Raw genomic sequence first — 13,585 nt, 5'->3', positions numbered from 1 at the left:
ATGACCTCTTATCGAATCGGCTTCCTGATCTGGCCCGAGACCCGGGCAATGACGCTGTCCCTGGCCGAAGAAGCGCTGCGCGTGGCGCAGCGGCTGCATCCGGAGGTCGTCTACGAGCTGTCCTTCCTGCAGGCCGAAACCCCGGCGGCCGACGCCTGGCGCCTGCCGGGCGAGCCCTGGAGCGGACGCCTGGAAGGCCTGCAGCGGCTCTTCGTGGTGGCCGACGAGCCGCCGCTGAACGTCTCCGCGCCGCTCGCCGCGGCGCTCAAGCAACTGGTGCGCAGCGGCTGCGTGATCGGCGGGTTGTCCGCAGGCGTCTACCCGCTGGCCCAGCTCGGCCTGCTCGACGGCTACCGCGCCGCGGTGCACTGGCGCTGGCATGACGATTTCGCCGAGCGCTTTCCCAAGGTGATCGCCACCAGCCACCTCTTCGACTGGGATCGCGATCGCCTGACGGCCTGCGGTGGTCTCGCCGTTCTCGACCTGCTGCTGGCGCTGCTGGCGCGCGACCACGGCGCCGAACTGGCCGGTGCGGTGAGCGAGGAACTGGTGGTGGAGCGCATCCGCGAGGGTGGCGAGCGCCAGCGCATCCCGCTGCAGAACCGTCTCGGTTCCAGCCATCCGAAGCTGACCCAGGCGGTGCTGCTGATGGAAGCGAACATCGAGGAGCCGCTGACCACCGACGAAATCGCCCAGCACGTCTGCGTGTCGCGCCGGCAGCTGGAGCGCATCTTCAAGCAGTACCTCAACCGCGTGCCGAGCCAGTACTACCTGGAGCTGCGCCTGAACAAGGCGCGGCAGATGCTGATGCAGACCAGCAAGTCGATCATCCAGATCGGCCTGTCCTGCGGCTTCTCTTCCGGCCCGCACTTCTCCAGCGCCTACCGCAACTTCTTCGGCGCCACCCCGCGCGAAGACCGCAACCAGCGGCGCAGCGCCAACCCCTTCGAGCTGAGCGGATCGGGCGAGCGCGAGTAGCGTCGCTGTCGGTCTTGCGGGTCATGCGATGGTTTACGCCGCTGCGCGGCTAACCCAATCCCACGGACCTGTAGGGTGGGCTTCAGCCCACCGTCACCCGGCCAGTGCCGTAGGGTGGGCTTCAGCCCTCCAACCCCGGTAGGCGCGTTCTGCAAAAATCCCCACGGAAAATTTCCCCGACGACGCCAACGGTCCAGGCAGTGCCGTAGGGTGGGCTTCAGCCCACCATCCCCGGTAGCGTGGTTTGCAAAACTCCCCACGGAAAATTTCCCCGGCAGCGCCAACGGCCCGGGCAGTGCGTTTAAACTGCGCAGTCCCGACGCTTTCTGTCGCATTGCTGAAAGCACGGCGAACGGCCGGGTGGCCGCTATAACAAGTTGTCGCATGGCGGCAATGACGGCCCCGGTGCAGTCCCTACAATCCGCTCACCACTGGCCATTCATGGCAGGAGAAAACCTCGATGTCCGCTCCGCACGCGCAAGTAGAACGCGCCGATTTCGACCAGTTCATGGTTCCCAACTACGCACCTGCCGCCTTCATTCCGGTGCGCGGCCAGGGCTCGCGAGTCTGGGACCAGAGCGGCCGAGAACTCGTCGATTTCTCCGGCGGCATCGCGGTGAACGTGCTCGGCCACTGCCATCCCGCCCTGGTCGGCGCGCTGACCGAGCAGGCCAACAAGCTCTGGCACGTCTCCAACGTGTTCACCAACGAGCCGACCCTGCGCCTGGCGCAGAAGCTGGTCGACGCGACCTTCGCCGAGCGGGTGTTCTTCTGCAACTCCGGCGCCGAGGCCAACGAGGCCGCCTTCAAGCTGGCGCGCCGCGTTGCCCATGACCGCTTCGGCGACGAGAAGTACGAGATCATCGCCGCGCTGAACAGCTTCCACGGGCGCACCCTGTTCACTGTGAGCGTCGGCGGCCAGGCCAAGTATTCCGACGGCTTCGGGCCGAAGATCCAGGGCATCAGCCACATTCCGTTCAACGACCTGGACGCGCTCAAGGCGGCGATCTCGGACAAGACCTGCGCGGTGGTGCTGGAACCGATCCAGGGCGAGGGCGGCGTGCTGCTGGCCGAGCAATCCTTCCTGCAGGGCGCACGCGAACTCTGCGATGCGCACAACGCGCTGCTGATCTTCGACGAAGTGCAGAGCGGCATGGGCCGCAGCGGCGAGCTGTTCGCCCACACCCATTTCGGCGTGACGCCGGACATCCTCACCAGCGCCAAGAGCCTGGGCGGCGGGTTCCCGATCGCCGCGATGCTCACCACCACCGACCTGGCCAAGCATTTTTCGGTCGGCGTGCACGGCACCACCTACGGCGGCAATCCGCTGGCCTGCGCCGTCGGCTGCGCGGTGATGGACGTGGTCAACACCCGCGAGACCCTAGACGGCGTGAAGGCGCGGCACCAGCGCTTCCGCACCGCGCTGGAGCGCATCGGCCAGCAGTACGGCCTGTTCAGCGAGGTTCGCGGCCTCGGCCTGCTGATCGGCTGCGTGCTTGCCGATGCCTGGAAGGGCAAGGCCAAGGATGTCCTCGTCGCCGCCGAGAAAGAGGCGCTGATGGTGCTTCAGGCCGGGCCGGACGTGGTCCGTTTCGCCCCCAGCCTGGTCATCGAGGACGCCGATATCGACGAAGGCCTGGCGCGCTTCGAGCGGGCGGTGGTCAAGCTGACTTCCGCCTGATCCAAGCCCGGCGTCGCGTTTGGGCGCGCCGCTACCCGTGTTCGCGCGCCGCCTCTGGCGGCGCGTTTTTCTGGAGGAGTCTCAGAATGCTGGTGATGCGCCCCGCGCAAATGTCCGATCTGGCCGAAGTGCAGCGCCTGGCCGCGGACAGCCCGGTCGGTGTCACGTCGCTGCCCGACGACAGCGGTCGCCTCGGCGAAAAGATCGGCGCCTCCGAGGCCTCGTTCGCCGCCGAAGTCAGCTTCAACGGCGAGGAGACCTATTTCTTCGTCCTCGAGGACAGCGACAGCGGCCGCCTGGTCGGCTGTTCAGGAATCGTCGCCTCCGCCGGCTATTCCGAGCCGTTCTACAGCTTTCGCAACGAGACCTTCGTGCACGCCGCGCGCGAGCTGAAGATCCACAACAAGACCCACGTCCTCTCGCTGTGCCATGACCTCACGGGCAACAGCCTGCTGACCAGCTTCTACATCGAGCCGGGCCTGGTCGATTCGATCGCCGCCGAGCTGGTGTCGCGGGCGCGCCTGCTGTTCGTCGCCAATCATCCGGAGCGCTTCGCCGACGCCATCGTCACCGAGATCGTCGGGCAGAGCGACGAGAACGGCGATTCCCCGTTCTGGGACGCGGTCGGGCGCAATTTCTTCGACATCAACTACGCCGAGGCCGAGCGCCTCTGCGGCCTGAAGAGCCGTACCTTCCTCGCCGAGCTGATGCCGCATTACCCGATCTACGTGCCGCTGCTGCCGGATTCCGCCCAGGAGGCGATGGGCCAGGTGCACCCGCGCGCGCAGATCACCTTCGACATCCTCATGCGCGAAGGCTTCGAAACCGACCATTACATCGACATCTTCGACGGCGGGCCGACCCTGCATGCGCGGACGTCGGGCATCCGCTCGATCGCCCAGAGCCGCATGGTTCCGGTGGCTATTCTCGAGGAGCGTCGCGAGCCGATCCGTGGCGGTCGTCCGTACCTGGTCTCCAATGGCCAGTTGCAGGATTTCCGGGCGCTGGTGGTGGAGCTGGACTGGGTGCCCGGCAAGCCGGTGTCCCTGCCTGGCGCCGCGGCCGAAGCGCTGGGTGCCGGCGACGGCGCCTCCGTGCGCCTGGTGGCGGTGTGATGAGCGCGGCAGTCTTGCGGAGAATTCCATGATCGTTCGTCCCGTACGCAGCGCCGATTTGCCGGCGCTGATCGACCTCGCGCGCAGTACCGGCGCCGGGCTGACCACCCTGCCGGCCAATGAGGCGCGCCTGGCGCACCGCGTCGGCTGGGCGGAGAAGACCTTCCGCGGCGAGGCCGAACGGGCCGATGCCGACTATCTGTTCGTGCTCGAGGACGACGAGGGGCAGGTGGTAGGGATCTCCGCCATCGCCGGCGCCGTCGGCCTGCGCGAGCCTTGGTACAACTACCGCGTGGGGCTCACCGTCAGCGCCTCGCAGGAGCTGAACATCCATCGGCAGATTCCGACGCTGTTCCTCGCCAACGACCTCACCGGCAATTCCGAGCTGTGCTCGCTGTTCCTGCATGCCGACCACCGCAGCGGTCTGAATGGCCGGCTGCTGTCGAAGGCGCGCTTCCTGTTCATCTCCGAGTTTCGCCAGTTGTTCGGCGAGAAGGTCATCGCCGAGATGCGCGGAATGTCCGACGAGGCCGGCCATTCGCCGTTCTGGGAATGCCTGGGCCGGCACTTCTTCAAGATGGAGTTCAGCCAGGCGGACTACCTCACCGGGGTCGGCAACAAGGCGTTCATCGCCGAGCTGATGCCCAAGTTCCCGCTCTACGCCTGCTTCCTTTCCGAGGATGCGCGCAACGTGATCGGCCGCGTCCACCCGGACACCGAACCGGCGCTGGCGATGCTCAAGAGCGAAGGCTTCAGCCACCAGGGCTACGTCGACATCTTCGACGCCGGCCCGGCCATCGAATGCGAGACGGCGAAGATCCGCGCGGTTCGCGACAGCCAGCCGCTGGTGCTGGCCGTCGGCACGCCGGGCGACGATGCCACGCCGTTCCTCATCCACAACCGCAAGCGCCAGGATTGCCGGATCACCGCCGCCCCCGCGCGGATGGCCGCCGGCACCCTGGTGGTCGACCCGATGACCGCGCGGCGCCTGCAACTGACCCCCGGCGCCCAGGTGCGCGCCGTGCCGCTGAGCGCCTGAGCCCAGGCGCGGTCGAGGAGTTTCCGCCATGAGTACGCATTACATCGCCGGCGCCTGGCAGGCGGGGCAGGGCGAGGCCCTGGAATCGCTCAATCCGGTGACCCAGGAGTGCCTGTGGAGCGGCCGCGCGGCCAGCGCCGAGCAGGTCGAGGTGGCGCTGCAGGCCGCCCGCGCGGCGTTTCCGGCGTGGGCGCGGCGCCCGCTGGAGGAGCGTGTCGGCGTGCTGGAGCGCTTCGCCGAGGTGCTCAAGACGCGTGCCGACGCGCTGGCCCACTGCATCGGCGCGGAAACCGGCAAGCCCCTGTGGGAGGCCGCCACCGAAGTCACCAGCATGGTCAACAAGGTCGCCATCTCGCTGCAGAGCTATCGCGAGCGCACCGGCGAGAAACGCGCGCCGCTGGCCGATGCCACGGCCGCGCTGCGCCACAAGCCGCATGGCGTGGTCGCGGTGTTCGGCCCGTACAACTTCCCCGGACACCTGCCCAACGGGCACATCGTGCCGGCGCTGCTGGCCGGCAACGCGCTGCTGTTCAAACCCAGCGAACTGACGCCGAAAACCGCCGAGCTGACCGTGCAATGCTGGATCGAGGCCGGCCTGCCCGCCGGTGTGCTGCAACTGCTGCAGGGCGCGCGCGACACCGGCGCCGCGCTGGCCGGTCACGACGGCATCGACGGGCTGTTCTTCACCGGCTCCAGCCGCACTGGCAACCTGCTGCACAGCCAGTTCGCCGGGCGTCCGGAAAAGATCCTCGCGCTCGAGATGGGCGGCAACAACCCGCTGCTGGTCGATCAGGTCGAGGACCTCGACGCGGCCGTCTACACCATCATCCAGTCCGCGTTCATTTCCGCCGGCCAGCGCTGCACCTGCGCGCGCCGTCTGCTGGTGCCGCAGGGCGCCTGGGGCGATGCGCTGCTGGCGCGCCTGGTGGCGGTCAGTTCGACGATCCGGGTCGGCGCCTTCGACGAACAGCCGGCGCCGTTCATGGGCGCGGTGATTTCCCTGGACGCCGCGAAGCAGCTGCTCAAGGCGCAACGCCAGTTGATCGAGCGCGGCGCGGTTTCGCTGTTGAACATGTCGCAGCCGCTGGAAAACGCGGCGCTGCTGACGCCGGGCATCCTCGACGTGAGCGCGGTCGCCGGGCGCGACGACGAGGAACTGTTCGGCCCGCTGCTGCAGGTGATCCGCTACGTCGATTTCGACGCGGCGATCGCCGAGGCCAACGCCACCCGCTACGGGCTCGCCGCCGGGCTGCTGTCGGATTCGGCGGAGCGCTACGCGCAGTTCTGGCTGGAAAGCCGCGCGGGCATCGTCAATTGGAACAAGCAGCTCACTGGCGCCGCCAGCAGCGCACCCTTCGGCGGTGTCGGCGCCTCAGGAAACCATCGCGCCAGCGCCTACTACGCCGCCGATTACTGCGCCTATCCGGTCGCCTCGCTGGAAAGCGCGCGTCTCAGCCTGCCCGCCACCCTGACCCCGGGAGTCAGCCTATGACGGCACATGAAATGAACTTCGACGGGCTGGTCGGGCCGACGCACAACTACGGCGGGCTGTCCTACGGCAACGTCGCCTCGCAGAGCAACAGCCAGACCGCGTCCAACCCGAAGGAAGCCGCGCGCCAGGGCCTGGCGAAGATGAAGGCGTTGCTCGATCTGGGCTTCCAGCAGGGCGTACTGGCCCCGCAGGAGCGCCCCGACATCGCCGCGCTGCGCCGCCTGGGCTTCTCCGGCAGCGACGCCCAGGTGGTGGAGAAGGCCGCCCGAGAAGCGCCATTGCTGCTGGCGGCCTGCAGTTCGGCGTCGAGCATGTGGACGGCCAACGCCGCGACGGTCAGCCCCAGCGCCGACACCGCCGACGGCCGCGTGCACTTCACCGTCGCCAACCTCAACTGCAAGTTCCACCGCAGCATCGAGCACCCGCAGACCAGTCGCGTGCTGGCGGCGATGTTCGCCGATCCGCAGCATTTCGCCCATCACCCGGCGCTGCCGGCCGCGAGCCAGTTCGGCGACGAAGGCGCGGCCAACCACACGCGGTTCTGCCGCGACTACGGCGAGCCCGGCGTGGAGTTCTTCGTCTTCGGCCGCAGCGCCTTCGATGGCCGCTACCCGCAACCCTCGCGCTACCCGGCGCGGCAGACGCTGGAGGCCTCGCAGGCCGTGGCGCGCCTGCACGGGCTGAGCGATGCGGGCGTGGTCTACGCGCAGCAGAACCCGGCGGTGATCGATCAGGGCGTGTTCCACAACGACGTCATCGCGGTGGGCAACGGCGAGGTGCTGTTCCATCACCAGGACGCCTTCCTCGACAGCGAGCGCGTGCTTGCCGAGTTGCACGACAAGCTGGCGCGCCGCGGCGGCCGCCTGCAGGCGATCGGCGTGCCGCGCGATGCGGTGGCCGTGGACGACGCGGTGCGTTCCTATCTGTTCAACAGCCAACTGCTCACCCGCGCCGACGGGAGCATGCTGCTGGTGGTCCCGGAGGAGTGCCGCAGCAACCCGGCGGTGTGGCGTTACCTCGAGGGGCTCGCCGCCAGCGGCGGTCCGATCCGCGAGGTGAAGGCCTTCGACCTCAAGCAGAGCATGCAGAATGGCGGCGGTCCGGCCTGCCTGCGCCTGCGCGTCGCGCTCAACGATGCCGAGCGGGCGGCGGTCAATCCGGGTGTCGTGCTGACGCCGGCGCTGTACCAGGAACTGCTCGCCTGGGTCGATACCCACTACCGTGATCGCCTCGGTGAAGCGGACCTGGGCGACCCTCAACTGCTGCTGGAATGCCGCACGGCGCTGGACGAGCTGACCCGGATACTTAAACTGGGCTCGGTCTATCCGTTCCAGACCAACTGATTCTCCCGGCCGCGGCTTCCCGCGGCCTCCGCCTTGCCATGCGGGCCGCGCCCGCCATCTGGAGTAACCCATGAGCGACGCCCTTCAATTGATCCTCGAAGACACCGACGGCACCCAACTGGAAACCTCCTGCACGCGTTTCGCCGTGGTCTGGCAGGGCCGCGAGCTGTGGATTCAGCAGAACAACGGGCAGTTGCTGATCGGCGTGGATATCGAGGACGGCGACAGCGAATACGCCAACCTGCTGCTGCGCCCGATGGCCACCAACCTGGTCAGCCTGCAGCTGGAGATGGAGCCGGTGGAAGCCGACGAGGAAGACGGCGAACACGTGCACGGCCCGGATTGCGGCCACTGAGCAGCGCGCGACGCGCCAGACAGGGAGTACGCCCATGCTTGCCCTCGGCAAACTGCTTGAACTGACCCTGGTCCGCCGTGAGCCGACCGAGAAGATTCAACTGACGGTAGAGGGCGTTCGCCTGCACTGGCTGACCGAGGGAGTGCTCGAGGTCACCCCGCCCAGCGGCAAGGACGACGGCCTCGACCTGCTGCTCTCGGCGGGCATCCACGGCAACGAAACCGCGCCGATCGAACTGCTCGACCGGCTGCTGCAGGACATCGCCAGCGGCCGTTTGAAGCCCCGCGCGCGCGTGCTGTTCATGTACGGCAACCCGGATGCCATGCGCCGTGGCGAGCGTTACCTGGAGCAGGATCTCAACCGCCTGTTCAACGGCCGCCACGAGGACTCCAGCGGCTTCGAGGCCCTGCGCGCCGCCGAGCTGGAGCGGCTCGCCGCGGCCTTCTTCTCCGGCGCCGGGCGCGAGCGCCTGCACTACGACCTGCACACGGCGATTCGTGGCTCGAAGATCGAGCGTTTCGCGCTCTATCCGTTCGCCAGCGGTCGAGAGCATTCGCGGCGGCAACTGGCGCGCCTGAGCGCGGCGGGGATCGACGCCGTGCTGCTGCAGAGCAAGCCGGGGATCACCTTCAGCGCCTACACCTACACGCACCTGCAGGCCGAGGCCTTCACCCTGGAACTGGGCAAGGCGCGCCCCTTCGGGCACAACGACGGGGTCGACCTGCACCTGCTGGAGGCGCGACTGGCGGCCCTCATCGAAGGCCGCGAGGACGCGGCGGACGACAGCCTCGACGATTTGCAGCTGTTCGCCGTCGCCCGCGAGGTGATCAAGCACAGCGATGCGTTCCAGCTTCATCTCGCCGCCGACGTGGAGAACTTCAGCGAACTGCCGCCGGGCTACCTGCTCGCCGAGGACATCGCCGGCAGCCGTTGGCTGGTGGAGGAGGAGGGCGCGCGGATCATCTTCCCCAACCCGAAAGTCGCCAACGGGCTGCGCGCCGGCATCCTGATCGTCCCCACCCAGGCTCCGTCCGGCGCCTGAATCACTCGCGCTGCCTGCACAATGCCGACGGCCGGCGCTATCCTGCGCGCCCGGCTGCCGTTCTGCGGCGGCCCGCCGCACTCACCGGAGCCCGAGAATGCCCCTGATCGACCTGCGTAGCGACACCGTCACCCAGCCCACCGAGGCGATGCGCGAAGCCATGGCCCGCGCGCCGCTGGGCGACGACGTCTACGGCGAGGACCCGACGGTCAACCGTCTCGAGGCCTACCTGGCCGAGCGGCTCGGCTTCGCCGCGGCGCTGTTCGTGCCGACCGGCACCATGAGCAACCTGCTCGGCCTGCTGGCGCACTGTGAACGCGGCGACGAGTACATCGTCGGGCAGCAGGCGCACACCTACAGGTACGAGGGCGGTGGCGCGGCGGTGCTGGGCTCGATCCAGCCGCAGCCGATCGAGATGGAGGCCGACGGTTCACTCGACCTCGCCCGGGTCGCCGCCTACATCAAGGAGGACGACTTCCACTTCGCCCGCACGCGCCTGCTGGCGCTGGAAAACACCATGCAAGGCAAGGTGTTGCCGCTGGACTACCTGGCCCGCGCCCGCAGCTTCACCCGCGAGCGCGGCCTCGCCCTGCATCTGGACGGCGCGCGGCTGTTCAACGCGGCGGTCAAGCTGGGCGTCGAGGTGCAGGAGATCGCACGGCATTTCGATTCCGTCTCGGTGTGCCTGTCCAAGGGTCTCGGCGCGCCCATCGGTTCGGTGCTGTGCGGCAGCCAGGCGCTGATCGACAAGGCGCGTCGCTTGCGCAAGATGGTCGGCGGCGGCATGCGCCAGGCCGGCATGCTGGCGGCCGCGGGGCTGCATGCGCTGGAGCACCAGGTCGAGCGTCTGGCCGAGGACCACGCCAATGCGCAGCTTCTTGCCGAACAGCTGCGCGGGCTGGGCTTCGAGGTGGAGCCGGTGCAGACCAACATGGTCTACGTGCAGATGGGCGATCAGGCCGGCGCGCTAAAGGCCCGCGCCGCCGAGCAGGGAATCAAGCTGAGCACCGCGCCGCGCACGCGCCTGGTGACTCACCTGGATTTCCGCGCCGAACACATCCCGCGGGTCCGCGAGCTGTTCGCCGGCTTCCGCTGACCGCCGCGCCGCCCCTCGGGGCGTTTCGCCCGATACCCGTATGCCTGTCGCCCCGATAGCGTGAGTCTATTCACAAAGCACTATCGGGCGGGCGCGGGGCCTATATAATGCGGCCCTTTGCCGTTATTTCCTGTCCGGCCGTTTCCCTGGAAAAATCCAATGAAAAGCGCAGAAATCCGTGAAGCCTTCCTCCGCTTCTTCGAAGAGAAGGGGCACACCCGTGTGGCGTCGAGTTCGCTGATTCCGGCGAACGATCCGACCCTGCTGTTCACCAACGCCGGGATGAACCAGTTCAAGGACTGCTTCCTCGGTCTGGAGAAGCGCGCCTACACCCGCGCCACCTCCAGCCAGAAGTGCGTGCGCGCCGGCGGCAAACACAACGACCTGGAAAACGTCGGCTACACCGCGCGTCACCACACCTTCTTCGAGATGCTCGGCAACTTCAGCTTCGGCGACTATTTCAAGCGCGATGCGATCAGCTACGCCTGGGAGTTCCTGACCTCCGAGAAATGGCTGAACCTGCCCAAGGAAAAGCTCTGGGTCACCGTCTACGCCTCGGACGACGAGGCTTTCGACCTCTGGACCAAGGACATCGGCGTCCCGGTAGAGCGCATGGTCCGCATCGGCGACAACAAGGGCGCGCCTTACGCGTCGGACAACTTCTGGGCGATGGGCGACACCGGTCCCTGCGGCCCGTGCACCGAGATCTTCTTCGACCACGGTGCCGACATCTGGGGCGGCCCGCCCGGCTCGCCTGAAGAGGACGGCGACCGCTACATCGAGATCTGGAACAACGTCTTCATGCAGTTCAATCGGACCGCGGACGGCATGCTGCATCCGTTGCCGGCGCCGTCGGTGGATACCGGCATGGGCCTGGAACGGATCAGCGCGGTGCTCCAGCACGTGCACTCGAACTACGAGATCGACCTGTTCCAGAACCTGCTGAACGCCTCCGCGCAGGCCATCGGCTGCGCCAACGAAGAGCAGGCCTCGCTGAAGGTGGTCGCCGACCACATCCGTTCCTGCGGCTTCCTCATCGCCGACGGCGTCACGCCCTCCAACGAAGGCCGTGGCTACGTGCTGCGCCGCATCGTCCGCCGCGCCTGCCGACACGGCAACAAGCTGGGTGCCACCGGAAGCTTCTTCTACCGCATCGTCGCCGCGCTGGTGGCCGAGATGGGCGAGGCCTTCCCCGAGCTGAAACAGCAGCAGGCGCACATCGAGCGCGTGCTGAAAACCGAGGAAGAACAGTTCGCCAAGACCCTCGAGCAGGGCCTGAAGATCCTCGAACAGGACCTGGCCGACCTGCAGGGCTCGGTGATTCCCGGCGAAATCATCTTCAAGCTGTACGACACCTACGGCTTCCCGATGGACCTCACCGGCGACATCGCCCGTGAGCGCGAGCTGACCCTCGACGAGGAAGGCTTCGAGCGCGAGATGGACGCCCAGCGCAAGCGCGCCCGTGCCTCCAGCGCCTTCGGCATGGACTACAACGCGCTGGTCAAGGTGGAGGGCGAGACGCGCTTCACCGGCTACCTGGGCACCACCGGCGAAGGCAAGGTCCTGGCGCTGTTCAAGGACGGCGCGGCCGTCGAGCAGCTGCACGCGGGCGAGGAGGGCGTGGTCGTGCTCGACCAGACGCCGTTCTACGCCGAGTCCGGCGGCCAGATCGGCGATGCCGGTTTCCTCAGCGGCGAAGGCCTGCGTTTCGACGTGCGCGACACCACCAAGGCTGGCGGCGCGTTCCTTCACCACGGCATCCTCGACAGCGGCTCGCTGAGCGTCGGTGCCAGCGTCGAGGCCACCGTCGACGCCTCGGTGCGCCAGGCCACGGCGCTCAACCACTCGGCGACCCACCTGCTGCACGCGGCGCTGCGCCAGGTGCTCGGCGAGCACGTGTCGCAGAAGGGTTCGCTGGTCGACAGCCAGCGCCTGCGCTTCGACTTCAGTCATTTCGAGGCGATCAAGCCCGAGCAACTGAAAGCGCTGGAAGACATCGTCAACCGCGAGATCCGCGCCAACACTGCGGTCGAGACGCAGGAGACCGACATCGAGACCGCCAAGGCCAAGGGCGCCATGGCGCTGTTCGGCGAGAAGTACGGCGATCGCGTGCGCGTGCTGAGCATGGGCGGCGGTTTCTCCGTCGAGCTGTGCGGTGGCACCCACGTGTCGCGCACCGGCGATATCGGCCTGTTCAAGATCACCAGCGAAGGCGGCACCGCGGCGGGCGTGCGGCGCATCGAAGCGGTAACGGGAGCGGCTGCGTTCGCCTACCTGAACGGCGCCGAGGAGCAGCTCAAGGAAGCCGCCAACCTGCTCAAGGGCAGCCGCGACAACCTGATCGACAAGCTCTCCGGTCTGCTCGAGCGCAATCGCCAGCTGGAGAAGGAACTCGCCCAGCTCAAGGCCAAGGCCGCGAGCAGCGCCGGCGACGACCTGGCTGGGTCGGCGGTGGACGTGAAGGGCGTCAAGGTGCTTTCCGCGCGTCTCGACGGGCTCGACGGCAAGGCACTGCTGGCGCTGGTCGACCAGTTGAAGAACAAGCTGGGGCGCGCGCTGATCCTGCTCGGCGGCGTGCTCGACGACAAGGTCGTGCTGGTGGCCGGCGTCACCGCCGACCTGACCGCCCAGCTGAAGGCCGGCGAACTGATGAAGCAGGCCGCTGCGGCGGTAGGCGGCAAGGGCGGCGGTCGTCCGGACATGGCCCAAGGCGGCGGCAGCGAGCCGGCGAAACTCGACGAGGCACTGGCGCTGGCGAAAACCTTCGTCGAACAGAGTCTCTGATGTGACTGCCGGCGCCGATCGGGTATCGGCGCCGTGCAGGCCTTGGCAGTGGTTGGGGTTGTATGTTTAATGGGCGCCCTTCGCGGGCTTAGGCGGCTTTTGAAATGGCTTTGATCGTACAGAAATTTGGGGGCACCTCCGTCGGCACCGTCGAGCGTATCGAGCAGGTGGCCGAGAAGGTCAAGAAATTCCGCGAGAACGGCGACGACATCGTCGTCGTGGTCTCGGCCATGAGCGGTGAAACCAACCGCCTGATCGCGCTGGCGAAGCAGATCGACGAGCAGCCGCACGCACGCGAGCTGGACGTGATGATCTCCACCGGCGAGCAGGTGACCATCGCCCTGCTGGCCATGGCGCTGAACAAGCGCGGCGTGCCGGCGGTGTCCTATACCGGCAACCAGGTGCGCATCCTCACGGACAGCGCCTTCAACAAGGCGCGCATCCTGCAGATCGACGATCGCAAGCTGCGGGCCGAGCTGAAGGCCGGCCGCGTGGTGGTGGTCGCCGGTTTCCAGGGCGTCGACGAGCAGGGCAACATCACGACCCTCGGTCGCGGCGGTTCGGACACCACCGGCGTCGCCCTGGCGGCCGCGCTGAAGGCCGACGAGTGCCAGATCTATACCGACGTCGACGGCGTCTACACCACCGACCCGCGCGTGG

11 protein-coding genes are annotated in these 13,585 nt (G+C 67.7%); all 11 read left to right on the top strand.

Going from position 1 to position 13,585, the window contains the following annotated elements:
• Entirely contained in the window at positions 1-978 is a 978-nt protein-coding gene (gene argR / locus B3E91_RS17860) for a transcriptional regulator ArgR (protein ID WP_273228821.1), read from the top strand.
• 460 nt (positions 979-1,438) lie between these two features.
• A complete protein-coding gene (locus tag B3E91_RS17855) occupies positions 1,439-2,659 on the top strand; it encodes an aspartate aminotransferase family protein (RefSeq protein WP_286785524.1) in 1,221 nt (406 codons plus the stop codon).
• A gap of 86 nt (positions 2,660-2,745) precedes the next feature.
• Entirely contained in the window at positions 2,746-3,774 is a 1,029-nt protein-coding gene (gene aruF / locus B3E91_RS17850; protein WP_273228817.1) for an arginine/ornithine succinyltransferase subunit alpha, read from the top strand.
• A gap of 28 nt (positions 3,775-3,802) precedes the next feature.
• Positions 3,803-4,813 (top strand): arginine N-succinyltransferase, encoded by a 1,011-nt coding sequence (gene astA / locus B3E91_RS17845; RefSeq protein ID WP_287030781.1) that lies wholly within the window; start codon positions 3,803-3,805, stop codon positions 4,811-4,813.
• A gap of 28 nt (positions 4,814-4,841) precedes the next feature.
• A complete protein-coding gene (astD, locus tag B3E91_RS17840) occupies positions 4,842-6,305 on the top strand; it encodes a succinylglutamate-semialdehyde dehydrogenase (RefSeq protein ID WP_287030780.1) in 1,464 nt (487 codons plus the stop codon).
• Positions 6,302-7,648 (top strand): N-succinylarginine dihydrolase, encoded by a 1,347-nt coding sequence (astB, locus tag B3E91_RS17835; RefSeq protein WP_287030779.1) that lies wholly within the window; start codon positions 6,302-6,304, stop codon positions 7,646-7,648. The genes astD and astB overlap by 4 nt, the downstream gene beginning before the upstream one ends.
• 70 nt (positions 7,649-7,718) lie before the next feature.
• Complete coding sequence (locus tag B3E91_RS17830; RefSeq protein ID WP_287030778.1) at positions 7,719-8,003, top strand: topoisomerase II; 285 nt, start codon at positions 7,719-7,721, stop codon at positions 8,001-8,003.
• 34 nt (positions 8,004-8,037) lie between these two features.
• Positions 8,038-9,045, top strand: coding sequence for a succinylglutamate desuccinylase (gene astE / locus B3E91_RS17825; RefSeq protein WP_287030776.1), 1,008 nt, complete (start codon positions 8,038-8,040; stop codon positions 9,043-9,045).
• 97 nt (positions 9,046-9,142) lie between these two features.
• Positions 9,143-10,141 (top strand): low-specificity L-threonine aldolase, encoded by a 999-nt coding sequence (ltaE, locus tag B3E91_RS17820; protein WP_287030774.1) that lies wholly within the window; start codon positions 9,143-9,145, stop codon positions 10,139-10,141.
• 159 nt (positions 10,142-10,300) lie between these two features.
• Entirely contained in the window at positions 10,301-12,925 is a 2,625-nt protein-coding gene (alaS, locus tag B3E91_RS17815) for an alanine--tRNA ligase (RefSeq protein WP_287030773.1), read from the top strand.
• A gap of 104 nt (positions 12,926-13,029) precedes the next feature.
• Positions 13,030-13,585, top strand: a 556-nt coding sequence (locus B3E91_RS17810; RefSeq protein ID WP_287030772.1) for an aspartate kinase, incomplete at its 3' end; no start/stop codon positions are given.

Origin of the sequence: Pseudomonas sp. UBA6310 (assembly GCF_002438225.1) — a bacterium.
Taxonomy (GTDB): Bacteria; Pseudomonadota; Gammaproteobacteria; order Pseudomonadales; family Pseudomonadaceae; genus Pseudomonas_O; species Pseudomonas_O kuykendallii.
The sequence above is the reverse complement of the archived record's forward strand: the minus strand, read 5'-3'. Positions and strand labels throughout refer to the sequence as shown.